The sequence below is a fragment of the Saccharopolyspora rectivirgula DSM 43747 genome (assembly GCF_000497205.1).
GTDB classification, from domain to species: Bacteria; Actinomycetota; Actinomycetes; order Mycobacteriales; family Pseudonocardiaceae; genus Saccharopolyspora; species Saccharopolyspora rectivirgula.
Window position 1 is genome coordinate 132,782 of sequence record NZ_AYJW01000001.1, and the last position, 18,322, is coordinate 151,103.

Annotated in this window: 16 protein-coding genes and 3 tRNA genes; 6 read left to right on the top strand and 13 right to left on the bottom strand. The window is 70.3% G+C overall.

Going from position 1 to position 18,322, the window contains the following annotated elements; all coding sequences use genetic code 11:
* Position 1 precedes the first annotated feature (1 nt).
* From SREC43747_RS0100665 to SREC43747_RS0100680, 4 genes are all read right to left on the bottom strand, one after another.
* Positions 2 to 2,617 (bottom strand): CHAT domain-containing protein, encoded by a 2,616-nt coding sequence (locus SREC43747_RS0100665; RefSeq protein WP_029719226.1) that lies wholly within the window; start codon positions 2,615 to 2,617, stop codon positions 2 to 4.
* Positions 2,614 to 3,087 (bottom strand): hypothetical protein, encoded by a 474-nt coding sequence (locus SREC43747_RS0100670; RefSeq protein WP_029719227.1) that lies wholly within the window; start codon positions 3,085 to 3,087, stop codon positions 2,614 to 2,616. The genes SREC43747_RS0100665 and SREC43747_RS0100670 overlap by 4 nt, the downstream gene beginning before the upstream one ends.
* Positions 3,087 to 3,665 (bottom strand): RNA polymerase sigma factor, encoded by a 579-nt coding sequence (locus SREC43747_RS0100675; protein WP_029719228.1) that lies wholly within the window; start codon positions 3,663 to 3,665, stop codon positions 3,087 to 3,089. Before SREC43747_RS0100675 ends, SREC43747_RS0100670 begins: the two co-directional genes overlap by 1 nt.
* A gap of 147 nt (positions 3,666 to 3,812) precedes the next feature.
* Positions 3,813 to 4,946, bottom strand: a complete 1,134-nt coding sequence (locus SREC43747_RS0100680; RefSeq protein WP_029719229.1) for a S8 family peptidase — start codon at positions 4,944 to 4,946, stop codon at positions 3,813 to 3,815.
* Between the two features lie 204 nt (positions 4,947 to 5,150).
* Between SREC43747_RS0100680 and SREC43747_RS0100685 the strand changes: the two genes are divergently transcribed.
* On the top strand, positions 5,151 to 5,888 hold the full coding sequence (locus SREC43747_RS0100685; protein ID WP_029719230.1) for a hypothetical protein: 738 nt from the start codon (positions 5,151 to 5,153) through the stop codon (positions 5,886 to 5,888).
* 845 nt (positions 5,889 to 6,733) lie between these two features.
* A complete protein-coding gene (locus SREC43747_RS0100690) occupies positions 6,734 to 7,579 on the top strand; it encodes an ion transporter (protein WP_051387478.1) in 846 nt (281 codons plus the stop codon).
* A 167-nt stretch (positions 7,580 to 7,746) separates the two neighbouring features.
* On the opposite strand, the gene SREC43747_RS0100695 is transcribed toward SREC43747_RS0100690, so the two are convergent.
* From SREC43747_RS0100695 to SREC43747_RS0100720, 6 genes are all read right to left on the bottom strand, one after another.
* Positions 7,747 to 8,037: a hypothetical protein gene (locus SREC43747_RS0100695; RefSeq protein ID WP_029719232.1), complete on the bottom strand. Its 291-nt coding sequence runs from the start codon at positions 8,035 to 8,037 to the stop codon at positions 7,747 to 7,749.
* A 770-nt stretch (positions 8,038 to 8,807) separates the two neighbouring features.
* Positions 8,808 to 8,884, bottom strand: a tRNA-Phe gene (locus tag SREC43747_RS0100700).
* Between the two features lie 28 nt (positions 8,885 to 8,912).
* Positions 8,913 to 8,989 (bottom strand) — tRNA-Asp (locus tag SREC43747_RS0100705).
* A 25-nt stretch (positions 8,990 to 9,014) separates the two neighbouring features.
* Positions 9,015 to 9,087 (bottom strand) — tRNA-Glu (locus SREC43747_RS0100710).
* 252 nt (positions 9,088 to 9,339) lie between these two features.
* Entirely contained in the window at positions 9,340 to 9,957 is a 618-nt protein-coding gene (locus tag SREC43747_RS0100715; RefSeq protein WP_051387480.1) for a TetR family transcriptional regulator, read from the bottom strand.
* Between the two features lie 264 nt (positions 9,958 to 10,221).
* Positions 10,222 to 10,461 carry a hypothetical protein gene (locus tag SREC43747_RS0100720; RefSeq protein WP_029719234.1) on the bottom strand — a complete coding sequence of 80 codons (240 nt, stop codon included), beginning with the start codon at positions 10,459 to 10,461 and terminating at the stop codon, positions 10,222 to 10,224.
* A gap of 222 nt (positions 10,462 to 10,683) precedes the next feature.
* On the opposite strand from SREC43747_RS0100720, the gene SREC43747_RS0100725 reads away from it, so the two are divergent.
* Together SREC43747_RS0100725 and SREC43747_RS19485 are read left to right on the top strand one after the other, a co-directional pair.
* A complete protein-coding gene (locus tag SREC43747_RS0100725) occupies positions 10,684 to 10,905 on the top strand; it encodes a heavy-metal-associated domain-containing protein (RefSeq protein ID WP_029719235.1) in 222 nt (73 codons plus the stop codon).
* Positions 10,906 to 11,147: 242 nt separating this feature from the next.
* Positions 11,148 to 11,570, top strand: a complete 423-nt coding sequence (locus tag SREC43747_RS19485; RefSeq protein ID WP_037331094.1) for a hypothetical protein — start codon at positions 11,148 to 11,150, stop codon at positions 11,568 to 11,570.
* Positions 11,571 to 11,619: 49 nt separating this feature from the next.
* Here the strand turns inward: SREC43747_RS19485 and SREC43747_RS0100735 are convergent, their stop codons facing one another.
* Genes SREC43747_RS0100735 through SREC43747_RS0100745 form a run of 3 tightly spaced genes read right to left on the bottom strand, consistent with a single transcriptional unit; the run spans position 11,620 to position 16,460 of the window.
* Positions 11,620 to 12,780, bottom strand: a complete 1,161-nt coding sequence (locus SREC43747_RS0100735; RefSeq protein ID WP_029719237.1) for an acyl-CoA dehydrogenase family protein — start codon at positions 12,778 to 12,780, stop codon at positions 11,620 to 11,622.
* Positions 12,781 to 12,782: 2 nt separating this feature from the next.
* Complete coding sequence (locus SREC43747_RS0100740; RefSeq protein ID WP_029719238.1) at positions 12,783 to 14,816, bottom strand: ATP-binding protein; 2,034 nt, start codon at positions 14,814 to 14,816, stop codon at positions 12,783 to 12,785.
* A gap of 30 nt (positions 14,817 to 14,846) precedes the next feature.
* The gene (locus SREC43747_RS0100745) at positions 14,847 to 16,460 is read right to left on the bottom strand and encodes a carboxyl transferase domain-containing protein (RefSeq protein WP_029719239.1); all 1,614 of its coding nucleotides are present in this window, start codon (positions 16,458 to 16,460) and stop codon (positions 14,847 to 14,849) included.
* Between the two features lie 82 nt (positions 16,461 to 16,542).
* Here SREC43747_RS0100745 and SREC43747_RS0100750 point away from each other — a divergent pair, with 82 nt between their 5' ends.
* Both SREC43747_RS0100750 and SREC43747_RS0100755 read left to right on the top strand, forming a co-directional pair.
* Positions 16,543 to 17,118, top strand: a complete 576-nt coding sequence (locus SREC43747_RS0100750) for an SACE_7040 family transcriptional regulator (RefSeq protein WP_029719240.1) — start codon at positions 16,543 to 16,545, stop codon at positions 17,116 to 17,118.
* Positions 17,119 to 17,222: 104 nt separating this feature from the next.
* On the top strand, positions 17,223 to 18,322 hold a 1,100-nt coding region (locus SREC43747_RS0100755; protein ID WP_029719241.1), incomplete at its 3' end, for a cbb3-type cytochrome c oxidase subunit I.

The following is an 18,322-nucleotide window of genomic DNA, read 5'->3' on the forward strand; positions in this document are numbered from 1 at the left end:
CTCACCGGTCGCCTCCGTAGCCGAGGCACACGAAACCGGCTTCTCCGTGCTCCGCCTGCGCCGACGCCAACGCGGCCGCGGGCGAAGCACCGGCTTGCAAGGACCGGTGCAGCGACAGCATGAGGTCGGCGGTGCGCTCGTCCGGCACCGGCACCACGCTGGCGACCACTGTTGCGGTGCCGCGGTTGAGCAAGGTGGTAGTCAGGCCGCTGAGCTGCTCGCCGCTGCGGACCGCCGACCGCCCGACCTCGCACGCCGACAGCACCACGGTCGCCGGCGCCTGCGGCAGTCGTTCGAGGTCGTAGGCGTAGAGCGGACCGTCGGCCAGTTCCACTCCGGACAGTTGCGGTTGGTCGTCGCGGAACTTCCCGTGGGCGGCGAGGTGGGCGACCGCGGCCCGTTCCATCTCCTCCAGCACTCGCTCCGAGGTGGCGGTCTCGCCGGCGAGCAGGCGACCGCCGAACATGCGGTGCAGTGCGCGCACTTCCTGTTCGGCGTGGTCGAGCCCGGGTCCGGCGATCCACACCGGTTCGGCTTTCCGCGGTCGGCGCCGGTGTTCGCCGGCGGCGCGCAGCCAGCAGCAGAGCGACGGGCTCACCGTCACCGGCAACCCCCGGCACGCCGGCAGGGCCGCCCAGGGCAGCGCGTGCAGCCGTCCGGCCGGGACCACCACCAGGGGACGCCCCTGTTCCAGTTCGCGCAGCACGGGGGCCAGCAATTGGCGCTGCAGCTGCTCGGCCGCCTGTCGAGCAGCCCGGGCGAACGCTTCCTCGGCTTGCGGTGCAGCGGTTTCCGCCTGCCTGCCGAGCAAGTGCCGCAGCCTCCCGGCCTGGGTTTCGGCCACCTGCTTCGACCCCAGTGGGTGCAACCGCACCGATCCATCCACTATGGACACAGCGAAGAGCTTGCCGGAGCAGGTGAACAAGGACAGCCCGACAGCACCGCCCAACTCGGCGATGACGTCGGAGATCCCGGCGCTCCCCCGCAAACCCGCCGTCCTCCCGGCCACCAGCAGAGAACGGTGCCGCACTTCGTTCTCCAGCTCGGCGACCCGCCGGACCGCGGCCCCCGGGTGGGCGCAACTGCGCATGTGCACCACCGCCGAACGCAGTTGCACCAGCACCGCCTGCAGCGCGGGATCGGTGGGCGGCTGCAGCGCTCGCCGGTGCAGCGCACTCGCCCGGCAGCGCTCCACCCAGCGCAGCACCGTCCGCGCGTCCCCGGTGCGCAAAGCCGCTCCCACCGCCACCGCCCCGATCTCCTCGGCCAACCCGTAGGCCTGCACGCGCAGCTCGAAAGCGGCCATCCCGGCCGCCTGGCGTTCCAACGCCTGCAACCCACCGCGGCACGCGGCGAACAGCCGCCGCACATCCCCCTGCTGCTCGGCCAACAGCGCCGCGGCGAGCCAGCCGAGGGCCCGCTGCTGCGGGGCGGCGGCCGGATCGCTCCGAGAGGCCGCCGCCAATCGGAGCATCTTCCGCGACCACCGGTGCGCCCCGGCCCGCCGCGCGGATCTGCCCGCGACGAGCCACAGCTCAGCGGCCGGCCCGGTCCACCCGAAACGCGCGCACGCGCGCGCCGCCCGGTGCGCGGCGGCGAACGCGCGCCGGCTGCGCTGCCCGGCCAGCAACCTCGCCTGCCAGCCGACCGCCGCGGCCAACGCAGCCCAAGCCGTCCGGCGCTGGCCGCGGAACAACCGCTTGGCCCGCACCGCAGCTGCGCCGGCAGCGGTCGGATCACCGGCGCGCAGCCGAAAACTCGCCAGGGCCAGCTCCGCCTCGGCGAGCTGACCGGCCCGGCCCTTGGCGGCCAACTGGTCGACCGCGCGCTCCATGGCGCTCCGGGCTTCCTCGTCGAGCCCGGCGGCCGCCAACGCCTGAGCGCGGTCCACCAGCACTTCCGGGTTCGCGTCCGCGTCCAGCCCAGCTGCTAGCGCCTCGTCGAACAGCCGCAGCGCCCGCGGCAGATCTCCGCTGCGGAAAGCCACGTAGCCCCGGTTGTGCCGGCACCCCGCGGCCCGCGCCGCGCATCCTTCTGCGGCGAACATCCGCTCGGCAACGGCGAAATCGGCCTCCGCGGCCTCCAGCTCACCGCGGTACAGGTGGGCCAGTCCGCGCCCCAGCAGCGCGTTCGCCACCCACCGCGGATCGCTGTTCTCCGCCAGCTGCTGCAGCGCGGCGGTCAGCTCGGCGACCGCTGCACCGTGCTCACCGCGCTGGCAGCGCAGCAACCCGCGCAGGCACCTGGCCCGCCCCCGCTCGGCCGCGGGCAGCCGCTGCTGCGCCGACTCCAGGACTTCCCAACTCGCCGCGGTGTTCCCGCTGTCCAACTCGATCCACGCCAGGGTCAGCTGCAGTTGCGCGCGCAGCGCGGTCAGGCCGGCCGCACCGGCCACGGCAGCTCCCGCGCGGGCGTGCTCCCGGGCCTGGCCGAGCGCTCCCCGCTCCACCGCGGCCAGCGCGAGGACGTGCCGGGCCAGTGCCCGCAGCTGCGGATCCGCAGCACCGGTGCGCTGCTGCGCCCAGGAGACCGCCCGCTCCGGTGCCGAGCTCGCTCGTTCCCGCCACCACAGGGCTGTGCGCAGCTCCCCTGCCGGCGGGGCGACCGCCGTGCTCAACAGACCAGCCAATCCGTGACCGCCGGCGCTGAGCACCGGGACTGCAGCACCACGCTGATCGGCCCCCTGGGCACGCCGTCGACCTCGAAGACCCCGTACTCGTCCAGGTCTCCGCGGCAGGAGCCGCGCGGGTGCCGGATCACGACCTCCCCGTCGGGCGGGGTGTGGCCAGCTCGGTTCAGCACCATGCCGGACGCGTGGAACGTCCCCGAACGACCGGGCACCAGGCCCAGCTCCAGCACTCGCCCGGGCATCGCGAACGTCAGCACCCGCGGTTGCGGGCCGCTCGTCGACCGCACCCGGGATTGGTCCGCTGCCGAATCGGCCACCAGCTCGAGCGCGGTGGCACCAGCGCCGAACCGCCTGCCCAGCGCGGCGTAGGCGGCCGCAACGGTGTGCTCCGGAGCGGGGTCGTGCTGTTGGAAGAACCGCCGCAAGGACTGCAGCTCGGCCGGAAAACGCGAACCCATCAGGCCGCCTCCCCCGACGCCTCGGCGGCGAGCATCCGCTTGCGCAACTCGGCCAAGCACCGCCCGCGTTTCGGGCCGATCGACCCGCGCGGTATTCCGAGGGCTTCGCTGACCTGCGCGTAGGTGGCTTCAGGCGCCACCGACAGCACCCGCAGCAACTGCTGGCAGCGCTCGGACAGCTGGGAGAACGACTGCCACAGCCGGTGGTTGCGCATCGACCGGAGCACTCTCTGCTCCGGGGTGTCCCCCGGGGATCGCCGGTCGAAGACCGCAGCGGCGATCCCGGCCGGGGTCTCCCGCTGGCGGGCCTTGCCCAACCGGATCGACTCCCGCCGAGCGGTGGTGACCAACCACGCCGCCACGGCCTCCGGGTTCCGCAACCGCTCCAGGTTCTCCGCCAGCAGCAGCCAGGTGGCCTGCATGACGTCCTCGGCGTCGGCGAGGCTGCTGGTGTAGGCCCGGCAAACGCCCCAGACCAGGGAATGGTTGCGATCCACCAGTTCCCGCCACGCCCGCTCGTCGCCCTGCGCTGCCTGGCGCACCAGCAGCGCGTTCGCTTCGCCCCCAGTGCCGGGCACGACAACGCACCTCCCGTCCGCTCCTTCCGGTTCATCCGGGAAATGAGAGACGCGGGAGGACCGAAAGGATTCACTCCCTCCGCGTTATCGCCCGATCGGGTAATGCGGAGGGCGCCGAGCGCCGCCCGGCAGCGCTGACCGCGCTGCTCAGCGCCGAACCGGGTAGCGCTTGCAGGTGAGGTCGCGGGCGTCGTCCGGCGTCGACCCGGTGCTCAGCGCGAGCGCGATCTCGCCGGCCACCCGGGGTGCGGCGAAGGAGGTCCCGCTCCACCGGGCGAAGCCGTAGGAACGTCCGCCCCCGGCGGTCAACCGGACGAAGCTGCTCACCACGTCCACCCCGGGAGCGGCCGCGTCCACCCAACTCCCCCGGTTGGAGAAGGTGGCCAGCGCGCCGTCCGGGCCGGTGGCCGCCACCGCGACCACGTCGGGCAGCGCCGCGGGCCAGAACGGTCGGGAGCTGGCGTGGTTGCCGGCCGCCGCCACGACCACCGACTCCGGGAAACCGGCCAGCTGGTCCTGCAGCACCTGCGGGCACGTGTCCTCGGCCGTGTAGCAGCCGGCGGTGAGCACCAGCACGTCCACCGAGCGCCCTCGTGCCGCGCAGGCCAGCCGCAGCGACCGCAGCCCGGCGGCCACCGCGAGGTCGTCGGTGAAGCCCAAGGACGACAGCGCCCGTCGGGTCCGGATGTCGGCGCCGGGAGCGTGCTGCAGCAGCACCCCGTTGACGAAGGTGCCGTGGCCGGCCTGGCGGTCCTGCCCGGAGTCGTCATCGGCGTCGAGGACTTCCGGCACCGGGGTGAACCACGGTCGACCGGAGAACCACGGGTGGGGATCGCACCCGGTGTCCAGCACTCCGATGGTCACCGGTGGGTGCCACTGCTCCCGGGGTGGTTCGGCGACCGGCGGCGCCGCTTCGGCCTCCGCGCCGGTTCCGCACATCACCGGCGTGCCGTACATCACCGGTGCACCGAAGTGCACGTGGTTGACCGACACCCCGGGAAGTCCCGGATCCCAGGCCATTTCCACGCACCGGGCGCGTTCGTCGCGGCGCAAGCGGACGCGCGCCAACCGGAGGTCGTCGTGCTCCTCGACGCTGTCGGTCCAGCGGCGCAGGCGCGACAGCACCGCGTCGAGCCGGTCCGCCGCCACCAGCAGTTCACCACTGCGGACCAGGCACTCCTGGGGGCCGGCCGGATCGTGCAGCAACAGGTCGTGCCCGTACCTCGCCCAGCTGTCCCGCAACTGTTCGACGTCGAACGGCGATTGCTCATCGGTGTCCACGCCGAACACTGTGTACGGCGTTCCCTCCGTCCATAGCGGACACGCCGGGAAGATCGTTCAGCCACCCGTTCGTGTGGATTTTTCCTGCTGAGCGGGGCAGCGCACTAGAGTTGATCGCCCGGGACCGCTACCCGGGGCTCCCACTCGCCCGCAGCTCGTGATCGACCTCGATCACCGTGGACGCAGCTGTTCAGCAGGACGGTGATGACCGTGGCCAAACCTTCCACGCAAGGCGGCTGCTGGTCCCGCGCACGCAGGGCGGCTGTTCGACTCGCGATAGCGGGTGGCCTGCTGCTCGGGTCCTGGCTGGCCGGCGCGAGCGCCGCGTTCGCAGCGGACGAACTGGACGACATCGCCCTCGTCCCGGAGCTCGTGGCGGCGGTGGAGCGGACCGAACTGGTCCCGGAGCTGGTCGGCTTGCTGGAACCGGAAGAACCCCTGCTGGAGCCGACCGGGCTGCTCCCCGCGGAACCGTCCCTGCCGGACATCGCCGCGGTGGCGCTGCTGAACGCGCCAGACCCTGGACGAACCGGTGCTGGAGGAGCTCGCCCCGAGGGGGCTTCCGCGGACACCGCTCCACCACCTGCGCCACCCAGCGCACCCCCGGTCGTCGACCCGCAGCAGCACGTCCCGGCTCCCGAGCCGGAGACCGCGCGGACGGACGCGGTCCCGGCGGAACCGGTCGACATCTCAGCGCCGGAGCCGGCGGTACCGACCACCGAGCACCGCGGTGACGACCTTCCTCCGCTCCCCGAACCGCCTTCCCCGCTCACCGCGCTGACCGCCACCAGCGGCCAAGGGTGCGCTGCTTTCCGAGCCGCCCCGGCGGTCCTCCCGTCGGGTCCCGCAGCGCCGCACCTGCCACGGGCGCTGATGCGGACGTCCGAGCCGCGCGTCGCGCTGCCCGAAGCGTCCTACGACCAGCCGGATTTCCCGGATTGAACCTGCGAAAGTTCGCGACCAGCGGAATTCTGTGAGTACCTCGCACTCCACATCTCCGGTGCGGCCGTCTGCGCCCGGCCGACCGGAATCGGGGTGATCTGGGTGTGCTGGTGGCTTTCGCGCTGACCGGAACCAGGTCGAAAACCCCGGCCCCGGTGCTGCACTGCCCCTGCGGCGCTGGGGTTCGCCCACTGCGGCACGTCCGCCGGCACGACGAGGGGCCGTGCCGGCGGACACCTCGCCCGACAAGGCCCGGTCTCGACCACCGGTTCGCGGCGCGGAGCCGTCGAACGAGATGAATCCACAGTTGACCGCGGTGGCGCCTAGCGCCTCCTAGCAGGATGTGCAATATTTTTTCGGAAAAATCTCTTCCCCTAGAGACATTTGGTGTGCGACCAAGTACCATTGTCGCCGTCCACCTGACCCCCAGGGGTGGACCTCGATGCCCCTGCGCTCCCGGTGCCCCCCAGGCCGGTTGAGCGCGGGGGTGTCTTCTTTCCACCGGCACACGCGCGAACAGGACCGCCACGTCAGCAGCAAGGGAACCTTCCTGCCACCAAGCGGTGGAGAAGTCCCCTTCCTCGCCCCGGATGGCGGGCACCCACCCCGCGCGGCGATCCCCTTCGGAAGATCCACTCCGCCTGCCCGTTCGAGCTCCTGCGACGGCGGGCGGCTCCGCACCGGTCGGTAGCCGCGCCCGAAGAACCGCGCATTTTCCGGCAAATCACCGGAAGTGGTCCACACCAGCCTGTGCCGTGAGTGACAGACCAGGACAGTAGCGTGACCAACTCGATAAGTTGATCTTGAATTGTCGAGCGGCCCCTGTCAGGAGTTCTGTGTTGTGCATGCGTGAGCGCATTCGCGCACTGATCGAAACACGGGCCTTCCAGCGTCTGGTCATCGCGGTGATCCTCACCAACGCGGTCACCCTCGGCCTGGAAACCGCCCCGTCCTTGGTGGCCAGGTACGGCTGGCTGCTGCACCTGGTCGATCGCACCGCGGTGGCGGTGTTCACCGTGGAGCTCGCGGTGAAGCTGTACGCCTACGGGCGGCGGTTCTTCCGGGATCCCTGGAACTGCTTCGACGCCGTCATCATCGGACTGGCCCTGATCCCCGCGACCGGTGCTTTCGGAGTTCTCCGCGCCCTCCGCATCCTGCGGGCGCTGCGGCTGATCTCGATGATCCCCACCATGCGGCGGGTGGTCAGCGCGCTGCTGAGCGCCGTACCGGGGATGGCGTCCATCGGCGCCCTGCTGGCGCTGATCCTCTACGTGGGCGCCGTGATCGCCACCAAGCTGTTCCACGGCATCGCCCCGGAGTACTTCGGCGACCTCGGCGATTCCCTCTTCACCCTCTTCCAGGTCATGACCGGGGAGGCGTGGTCCGAAGTCGCCCGCACCGTCATGGCCGAGGTCCCGATGGCCTGGATCTTCTTCATCGGCTACATCGCCATCACCACCTTCACCGTGCTCAACCTGTTCATCGCCGTCGCCGTGTCCGCGATGGAGGACGAGGTCAGCCGCGAGCGGGAGTTGAAGGAGAAGCACCACGCCCTGGTGCAACAGCTGCTCACCGAAGTGCAAGAACTCCGCGACGAGGTGCGCGATCTGCGCGCCACGACCGGAGAAACCGCCAACGCGGAGGAGCAGCGGTCGGAGGCGGCGCTGCCCGCGGCCAGCAGCTCGGGCTGAACAGCGCGATCCGGTGTTCTTCCAGAAGGACGAGGAACGCATCCGCCGAAGAGCCCAACGCACGACTTCGACGGAACCCGCGCCCAGTGCGCAACGGCCCCTGCCGGTGCTCCGGCAGGGGCCGCGTTGTCGAAATGCTCGCCCCCGAACGGAGCACCGGTGGCGGTTCAGCTCAGCGGTCCAATGCTGCAGCTCGCCCGGCAACCCGGTCGTTCGGCCAACGTCCAGAGCCGTCCACCGCTGTTGCAGCAGGACAGGTCCTCGAACGGTCCTCTGCCGCCCCGATGCCCGACCGCGATCTTCCCGTCGAGCACGAACTTGCCGCCGCGGTCCTCCGCGCTGGACGCGCAGGAAGCGTTGTTCGCGCATCCACCAGCCGCGGCTCCCCGACCTCTGCGGGTGAGGTACCGGGTGCCGTTGCGCACGACAGCGCCCTGGACGTACCCGGTCGGCAGCACGTGCGCCTCCTGGGGGGCGGAAGCGCTTCGGATCGCCGGACCCGTGCGCGATCTTCCCCCTCGTCCGGGTTCCCGGTCATGACGCGCCCCTCCACGCGTTGCTGGCGCACCACCCCCCGGAGACCAACCGGTCGGGTTCCACGCTGCGGTCCGGACCGGTGCAGGAGAAGCGGACCGGTCCCCGCCGCACGCGTCGCGCTCGGTCGGCTTGTGCACGTCGACGTGGGCGCCTGGCATCACGTACCGGTAGCCGTACGCGGCGCAGTACCGCCGGCCGCCGAAGAACGGGGCGTAGCTCCCCCGCGCGCTCGGTGCCCCCCCGGATTGCCCATCCGGCTCTTCTCGAGGTCGAAGAGGTAGTCCGCGCCGAACACCCGGATGCCACCGGCGGTGGCGGGCACGCGCAGGTACTCGCCGCACCGCACCGGCACCGGTCGTCGGTCCTCTCGGGCGGAATCCCGGCCCCCAGTGGTCGTGGTCCGATCGCGGCCGTGCTCGCAGCGACGTGGTGCCCCGCACGTGCTTCTCGCGAACGCGTCGCTCGACGAGGCCGCAGGGGGGCGGCTCGACGGAGCGCCCGGGAGGGCGTGGGCTCGCCAACAGCACCGGGCGGCCGGTGCAGCGCGCTGACCGGTCGAGCCCTACCTGCTGCTGCGGACGCTCGGACTTGCGGGACGGGTTCACCCCGGTGGCGCAGCTCACCGGGGTCCCATCAATGCGAAGCAGCCCCTGTCTGTTGTGACAGGGGCTGCTTCGCAGGTCTCCGCTCTTGGTGGCCAGGGGCGGGGTCGAACCGCCGACCTTCCGCTTTTCAGGCGGACGCTCGTACCAACTGAGCTACCTGGCCGTTGGATCCGGCATCGTGCCGACTCGCTTGGCGACCCAGACGGGACTCGAACCCGCGACCTCCGCCGTGACAGGGCGGCGCGCTAACCAACTGCGCCACTGGGCCATGATTGCCATATTAAGTTGTCTCGTACCCCCAACGGGATTTGAACCCGCGCTACCGCCTTGAAAGGGCGGCGTCCTAGGCCGCTAGACGATGGGGGCTTGGCCGTTTCCGGCCTTGTCCCCAACCGGCTTACCCTTTTTCGAGGGCGCCCCGTTGGGAGCAATGAAAGCTTACGACATGGCCTGCGCGGCCTGAAACAGGGGGGGTGGGTTTACCGCCGCCCGCCCGCTTCCCGACCTCTCGGGCCACCTCGAAAACCAGCATTGACCAGCCGTTTCTCTTCCGCCCCAGCGCTCTCGGAGAAGCACGCGGAGCGCGCCTCGCCATTGCCAGAACTCTACAAAACAGACTTATCGGACGCCTGTCGATTTTTGTGATCCACGACTCAGATTCGCCAGGTTCTGACCGTGGCGGCGCAGCCACTCGTCCCCGGCGACGCCGGAGAGCAGCACCCGCCACACCTCGGCCATCCGCCCGGCGAGGTTGCCCCCGCCGCTGGCCCCGAGACCCAGCAGGGCCGCGTGCAGCACCCGGGCGGCCGCATCCGGATCCAGCCCGGGCCGCAGCGCCCCCTTCTCCGCCGCCTTCCGCAGCAGCTCCAGCAGCAGCGGGGAGATCTTCTGCCCCGCCTGCCGGTACTCCCGGACCATGCCGGCCCGCAGCACCACATCGCGTTCGATGACCGAAGCGATCTCCGCGGTCAACCCGACAGCCGTGGACAGCGGATCCAGCCCTCGGCGCGCCCAGCGGTGCCACACGTCCAGCCGGTACCGCCGGTACAGCCGGGCCAGGGCCTCGGCGACGTCCTCCTTCGAGGAGAAGTGGAAGTAGAAGGCGCCCTTGGTGATGCCACCACGCCGAAGAATGGCGTTCAGCGAGGTGGCGTCGTAGCCGACTCGGTCGAACTCCTCGGCGGCAGCGATCAGAATGGCGCGACGGGTCAGCTGCGCCCGGCGCTGCTGCGGCATGTCATGGCTCCGGATTTTTGGCAGGCGACCGCCACCGCATCGAGCGGAGCGGCCCACCAACGGATGATCAACTTCGCTACGGGAAGTTACCCCGCCCGCGCCGCGCCGCCCACCCGATCGAGCGACGCCACCGCAGCTACCTGGGCCGGCGCGCCACAAAAAAGACCAAGCGGTAGGTTTTAAGGCAGCCGGAACGAACTTCCGGCCACCGGTTGCGGCACGAGCTGCGCCACCGGGGGGTGCGCAGCTCGCGCCTGCCGATCTTCACCTCCGCACCGGAAGCTGTCCGTCCTCGTCCGGGACGAGCCCCAGCATCTCCAGCAGCAGTCGGCAGTCGTCGGCGTCCGCCGCGCTCCGGGCCACCGCCATTCTCGCCCGGTACACCTGCTCCGCAGAAATCCGCTCCGGCTCACCGGAGCGCTGGGCGGGCACCGAAGCCGAAGACCTCGGAAGCCGATCTTCCTGCTGCCGCAGGAACTTCCGCACATCGAGCGACCCGTTCATAACGCCTCCCCGGCTCGGGTTCAGGCGCAGGCTATCCACAGGCCAACAGCACCTGCAGCCCCCCAGAGAGTGATTTAAGTTCGACGCAGAGTAATCAGACTGAGGGGTCTGATCCACTTCGGATGATCTCCGCCCCACCACCCCCGCCTGTTCCTCCACTATGGACACCAGGCACAGTGGGCACCGGGAAGTCGTCCAGCCGATCCGCCAGAAAGGAACGAAATGGCCACCCAGAGCTTCACGGTCAGCGGAATGAGCTGCTCGCACTGCGTCAACGCGGTCACCGAAGAGCTCTCCGCCGTCCCCGGCGTGACCGACGTGCAGGTGAGCCTGGACAGCGGCGCGGTGACCGTCACCAGTGAACGGGAGCTGCCGCAGAGCGCTCTCGCCGAAGCCGTCGAGGAAGCCGGCTACAGCATCACCCGCTGGGCTGAAGCAAGCTGATCGTCGCCTACGCACAGCTCAAGCCCATTTGCTTCCAGGGCTCCCCTTGAACCACTCGGACGTGCCACAATCAGGGCGCTGACATACCCCCGGTCAGCATCTGTGGAGATCCCCTCCAGCCCCCGCGCTCCTCCCCCTGGCGCGGGGGCTCTCCAATTCACGGGGCGTGAGCTGATCGCGAGCGGCCGGACGAATCCCCCACAGCCGTGTTCTGGCCGCAACAGAACCGTTATCGTGGGCCCGTGGTTCTTGGACGAGGAAAGATCGGTCGCCGCCAGCGCGCGGAACGCGAGGCGGAAGAAGCCGAACCGGACCGTGAGCTCGACTCCTACTTGGCCGCGCTCACCCCGGAGGAGGACGTCGAGAGCACCGGAACCGGCCGGCGGTTCGGGAACTCCGAGGTCTACCAGCTGCGGCTGCCGTTGATGGCGAACGAGCGGTTGAAGGAACTCGCGGCCAAGCAGGGCACTTCGCCCGCCGCCCTGGCCCGGGACTGGGTGCTGCAGCACCTGGCCGAGCACGACTCCCAGAACCAGTCACCGCAGTGGCCGGAGCAGGACATGTCGGCTCCCACCGTCAGCAACATCCCGCCGGTGCGGGACGACGTCCCGGACCTCGAGCAGACCGAGGAGATCACCGTTCCGCACGAGCGGTTCCCGCGGTGACCCGACTGGCCAGCACCAGCTGGCTCCGGCCAGTCGGGTCGACTCCCGGTCAGTCGGTCTCCAGCCCCAGCTCGCGGGCGATCAGCATCCGCTGCACTTCGCTGGTCCCTTCCCCGATCTCCAAGATCTTGGCGTCCCGGTAGAACCGGCCCACAGGGGTTTCGTTCATGAAGCCGTAGCCGCCGAAGATCTGGGTCGCGTCCCGGGCGTTGTCCATCGCCGCGTTCGAGGAGACCAGCTTGGCGATCGCGGCCTGCTTCCGGTAGTCCTCCCCGCGCAGCATCCGGGAGGCCGCGTCGTAGTAGGCCAGCCGGGCGGTGTGCGCGCGGGCCTCCATGTCCGCGATCTTGAACTGCAGCGCCTGGTAGGTGCCGATCTTGCGACCGAAGGCCTCCCGCTCGCCGACGTAGCGCAAGCACTCGTCCACGCAGCCCTGGGCGAGCCCGACCGCGAGGGCCGCGATGGCCACCCGGCCTTCGGTCAGGATGGACAGGAATTGCGCGTACCCCCGGCCGCGTTCGCCGAGCAGGTTCTCGGCCGGCACCCGGCAGTCGGTGAAGGCCAGCTCGTGGGTGTCCGAGGCGTTCCACCCGACCTTGGAGTACTTCGGCGCGACGGTGAACCCCGGGGTCCCGGACGGGACGATGATGGTGGAGATCTCCTTCCGCCCGTCCGGTTTGGTGCCGGTGACCGCGGTGATGGTGACGAACCCCGTGATGTCCGTGCCGGAGTTGGTGATGAACGCCTTCGACCCGTTGATCACCCACTCGTCGCCGTCGAGCACCGCGGTGGTGCGGGTGCTGCCCGCGTCGGATCCGCCGCCCGGCTCGGTGAGCCCGAACGCGCCGAGCACTTCGCCGGAAGCCAGTTTCGGCAGCCACTGCTTCTTCTGCTGCTCGTTGCCGAACCGCAGGATCGGCATGGCTCCGAGGGAAACCCCGGCTTCGAGGGTGATCGCCACCGAGGAGTCGACCCTGGCCAGTTCTTCCAGGGCCAGGCACAGCGCGAAGTAGTCGCCGCCCATTCCGCCGTGCTCCTCCGGAATCGGCAGCCCGAACAGCCCCATCTCGCCCATGGTTCGGACCAGCGGGTACGGGAATTCCTCGCGCTCGTAGTAGTCACCGATCACCGGCGCCACTTCTTTGCGGGCGAAATCCCGGACGCTCTGCCGCAGGGCTTCGTAGTCGTCGTCGAGCCGGTGGTCCACCATTGCTACGCCTCCTCGCGAGCGGTGACAACAGCCAGTTGTTCGTCCAGCCCCACTGACTGTCCTTTTTGGACATTGATTTCGGTGACGGTGCCATCGACCGGCGCGGTGACGGTGTGCTCCATCTTCATCGCCTCGACGACGAAGAGCCGCTGCCCGGCGCGCACCTGCTGGCCCGCTTCCACGTCGACCAGCAGCACCGTGCCCGGCATCGGGCTGGTCACCGCACCACCGGAACGCAGCGCTCCTCCGCTGCGGTGGGCCAGCATCCGGTGCTCGGTGACGGCCCACGCCGCACCGTCCGCGGCCAACCAGCTGGTGTCCCCCACCCTGCTGCGCCGGTAGCTGCTGGTCCTTCCCCGGTAGGTGACGGTCAGCTCGTCCCCGTCGGCCACCGCCGAGGCCCGGCGGGGCTGCGGGGTCCCGGTGCCGTCCGGGAGCTCCACGACGACCTCCGCGTCCCGAGCGCGGCCGCGGACCCGCACCCGGACTTCCCCACCGCCACCGGAGAACCGCCACACGCTCCACCCCGGTTCCCCCAGCCGCCAACCGCTGGGCACCTCCCACGGGTCGACCACCGGCCCCGCCGGCTCGGTGGTCAGCAGCTGGTCCAGCGCCGCCGCGACGTAGACCTCTTCCGGAGTGCCGCCGTCGACCAAGGAGTCGAGTTCCCGCTCGACCAGACCGGTGTCGAGTTCCCCGGCCACCACCTGCGGGTGCTGCAGCAGTCGGCGCAGGAAGGCCGTGTTGGTCTGCACGCCGAGGATCGCGGTGCGGGCCAGCGCGGCGTCCAACCGGCGCAGCGCCGCGGCGCGGTCCGGCCCCCAAGCGATGACCTTGGCCAGCATCGGGTCGTAGTCGGAGACGACGGGACTTCCCGCCTGCAGCGCGGAATCGACGCGGATCCCGGGCCCGTCCGGTTCGACGACGGCCAGCACGTCACCACCGGTGGGCAGGAAGCCGCGCGCCGGGTCCTCGGCGTAGACGCGGGCTTCGACCGCGTGCCCCTCCCGCCCGATGTCCTGCTGGCGCCACGGCAGCGGTTCGCCCATGGCCACCCGGACCTGCTGCTCGACGAGGTCGATCCCGCGCTGCCCACCCACCGCGGTGATCAGTTCGGTGACCGGGTGTTCGACCTGCAGCCGGGTGTTCATCTCCAGGAAGAAGAACTCGTCCGGCCGCTCGGCGGAGACGATGAACTCCACCGTTCCCGCCCCGGTGTAGCCGGTGGCCCGGGCGACCTCCACGGCTGCTTCCCCGATCCGCTGGCGGGTGGTCCCGTCCAACAGCGGCGACGGGGCTTCTTCGACGATCTTCTGGTGCCGGCGCTGCAGACTGCACTCGCGTTCACCGAGGTGCACCACGTTGCCGTGGCGGTCCGCGAGGACCTGGACCTCGATGTGCCGGGGTCGGGCCAAGAACCGCTCCACCAGCAGCTCGTCGTCGCCGAAGGCGGCACGGGCCTGGCGGCGGGCCGCGGTGATCGCGTCGAGCAGCTCGTCCTCGGCGAACACGGTGCGCATGCCCTTGCCACCACCGCCGGCGGACGGCTTGAGCAGCACCGGGAAACCGATCTCCCGGGCGGCCCGCACCAGTTCCTCGTCGGTCATGCCGGGTTCGGTGCGGCCGGGCACCACCGGCACGCCCGCGGCGGCGACGGTGCGCTTGGCGCGGATCTTGTCCCCCATGGCCTCGATGGCCGCCGGGGGCGGACCGATGAACACCAGGTCGGCTTCCGCGCAGGCGGCGGCGAAGTCGGCGTTCTCGGCGAGGAACCCGTAGCCGGGGTGCACGGCGCGCGCCCCGGTCTCGTGGGCGGCTTCGATGATGCGCTTGCTGTTCAGGTAGCTCTCGGCGGCGGCGCGGGCGCCGAGGTGGACGGCGACGTCGGCCTCCCGGACGTGCCGGGCGTCGCGGTCGGCATCGCTGTAGACGGCCACGGAGCGGATGCCGAGGCGGCGCAGCGTCCGGACGACGCGCACCGCGATCTCACCGCGATTCGCCACCAGAACGGTGTCGAACTGCTGCACTGGGGTCATTTCTGCACCTCGTGTTCGCGCTGGCGGCGGTCACATCCGGAAGACCCCGTAGGAGACGGGGGCCAGGGGCGCGTTGGCGGCCGCGGACAGGGCCAGGCCGAGCACGGTGCGGGTCTGCTTCGGGTCGATGATCCCGTCGTCCCACAGCCGCGCGGTGGCGTAGTAGGGGTGCCCCTGGTGCTCGTACTGCTGGCGGATGGGTTCCTTGAACGCCTCTTCCTCTTCGGCCGACCACTCGACGCCGCGGGCGGCCAGTTGGTCGCGGCGGACGGTGGCGAGCACCGAGGCCGCCTGTTCCCCGCCCATGACCGAGATCCGGGCGTTGGGCCACATCCACAGGAAGCGGGGCGAGTACGCCCGTCCGCACATCGAGTAGTTGCCGGCCCCGAACGAGCCGCCGATGACGACGGTCAGCTTGGGCACCCGCGCGCAAGCCACCGCGGTGACCATCTTGGCGCCGTGCTTGGCGATCCCGCCCGCCTCGTACTCCTTGCCGACCATGAAGCCGGAGATGTTCTGCAGGAACACCAGCGGGATCGACCGCTTGTCGCAGAGCTGGATGAAGTGCGCCCCCTTGAGCGCGGACTCGCTGAACAGGATCCCGTTGTTGGCCACGATGCCGACCGGGTGGCCGTGGATGCGGGCGAACCCGGTCACCAGCGTGGGGCCGTACTCGGCTTTGAACTCGGCGAACCGGCTGCCGTCCACGATCCGGGCGATGACCTCGTGCACGTCGTACGGGGTGCGGGTGTCCGGTGGAACCACCCCGTACAGCTGGTCCGGGTCCACCACGGGCTCTTCCACGGGGGCGGTCTGCCAGGGCCGTTCCGGGCGCGGCCCCAGGGTGCTGACGATGCTGCGGACGATGCGCAGCGCGTCGGCGTCGTCCTCGGCCAGGTGGTCGGTGACGCCGGAGACGCGGGAGTGCAGTTCACCGCCGCCGAGCTCTTCGGCGCTGACTTCGGCTCCGGTGGCCGCTTTGACCAGTGGTGGGCCGCCCAGGAAGATCGTCCCCTGCTCGCGGACGATCACCGCTTCGTCGCTCATCGCCGGCACGTACGCGCCGCCCGCGGTGCAGGAGCCGAGGACCGCGGCGATCTGCGGGATGCCCTGGGCGGACATCGTGGCCTGGTTGTAGAAGATCCGCCCGAAGTGCTCCCGGTCGGGGAAGACCTCGTCCTGGCGGGGCAGGAAAGCGCCGCCGGAGTCGACCAGGTAGATGCAGGGCAGGTTGTTGTGCAGGGCGACTTCTTGGGCGCGCAGGTGCTTCTTGACCGTCATCGGGTAGTAGGTGCCGCCCTTGACGGTGGCGTCGTTGGCGACGATGACGCATTCCCGCCCGCTGACCCGACCGATTCCGGTGATGATGCCGGCGCTGGGGGCTTCGTCGTCGTACATCCCGTACGCGGCCAGCGGGGAGAGCTCCAGGAACGGCGAGCCGCGGTCCAGCAGCGCGTCGACCCTGTCCCGGGGGAGCAGCTTGCCGCGTTCGACGTGCCGGGCGCGGGCCTTCTCCGGTCCGCCCGAGCGGACGCGGTCGAGCTTGGCGTTGAGGTCTTCGACCAGTGCCTTGTGCTGCTCGGTGTACCGCGCGTAGTCCGGGCTGGCCGGATCCACCGTTGTGCGCAGGACGGGCGCGTCCATGGCTCCACCTTCCGCACGTTAGTACCCGTTAACTGCGGCGATGTTAACGAGTGCTAACACCACGCGTCTAGTATCAGCAGCGATGTCTGTTGCAGCAGCCAAACCATCCCGCCGGGCGCAGATCCTGGCCGCCGCAGCGGAGCGGTTCGCCCGCTACGGCTTCCACGGGGTGAGCATCGACGACATAGGCGCCGCGGTCGGGATCTCCGGGCCCGCGCTGTACCGCCACTTCCGCAGCAAGGAAGCGATGCTCGCGGAGATGCTCACCGGGATCAGCAGCAAACTGCTCCTCGGCGGCCAGCAGCGGGTGGCCCGCAGCCGGGACCCGCGAGAAGCCCTGGACCAACTGGTCCGCTGGCACGTCGAATTCGCCCTCACCGAGCCCGCGCTGATCACGGTGCAGCTGCGCGACCTGGACAGCCTGCCCGAGCCGGAACAGCAGAAGGTGCGGGAACTGCAGCGCAACTACGTCCGGGTGTGGGTGGACGTGCTGCGCCAAGTCCGGCCGGAGCTGCCCCGCGACACCGCCCGCGCCGCCGTCCACGCCGTGTTCGGGTTGATCAACTCCACCCCGTTCTCCGGCCGGCTGGAAACCCCGGCCATGTCGGAACTGCTGCACCGGATGGCCATGGGAGCCCTCGCCGAAGCGGACTGCTGACCAGGCGCCACACCCTTTCGGGTGGGAAGATTGCAGGCCTGTCCCCCTGGGTAAAGACTGATTGGAACGGCGTAGCACTGGCCCCGATCGCGCAGGAGACAGGCATGGCCACCGTCAGGACCAGACCAGCACCGGCTCGGCCGTTCCCGGTCGAACGCCCGCTCAAGGGCAAGCACCTGGTGCCCATGCTGCGCACCACCGATCACAAGCAGATCGGTGTCCTGTACCTGATCACCGCGTTCGCCTTCTTCGTCCTCGGGGGCGCCCTCGCGCTGCTGATCCGCGGCGAACTGGCCTCACCGGGGCTGCAGTTCCTGTCGCAGGAGCAGTACAACCAGCTGTTCACCATGCACGGCACGATCATGCTGCTGCTGTTCGCGACCCCGATCGTGTTCGGGTTCGCCAACGTGATCCTGCCGCTGCAGATCGGCGCTCCGGACGTGGCCTTCCCCCGCCTGAACGCGTTCTCCTACTGGTTGTTCCTGTTCGGCGGGCTCATCGTGGTCAGCGGCTTCCTGATGCCGGGCGGTGCGGCGGACTTCGGCTGGACCGCGTACCCACCGCTGTCCAGCGACGTGCACAGCCCAGGCCTCGGCGGCGACGTGTGGGTGGCCGGACTGGTCGTCAGCGGTCTGGGCACCATCCTGGGCGCGGTCAACATGATCACCACCGTGGTCTGCCTGCGCGCGCCCGGGATGACGATGTGGCGGATGCCGATCTTCACCTGGAACATCCTGGTCACCAGCGTTCTGGTGCTGCTGGCGTTCCCGCCGCTCACCGCGGCGCTGATGGGCATCCTGGTGGACCGGCAGCTCGGCGCGCACGTCTTCGACCCGGCCAACGGCGGCGCGATCCTCTACCAGCACCTGTTCTGGTTCTTCGGCCACCCCGAGGTCTACATCGTCGCGCTGCCGTTCTTCGGGATCGTCACCGAGATCCTGCCGGTGTTCAGCCGCAAGCCGCTGTTCGGCTACCTCGGCCTGGTGATGGCGACGCTGCTCATCGGCGGCCTGTCCGCCGTGGTGTGGGCGCACCACATGTTCGCCACCGGCGCGGTGCTGCTGCCGTTCTTCGCGATGACGACCTACCTGATCGCGGTGCCGACCGGGATCAAGTTCTTCAACTGGATCGGCACCATGTGGAAGGGCCAGATCACCTTCGAGTCGCCGATGCTGTTCAGCTTCGGCTTCCTGGTGACCTTCCT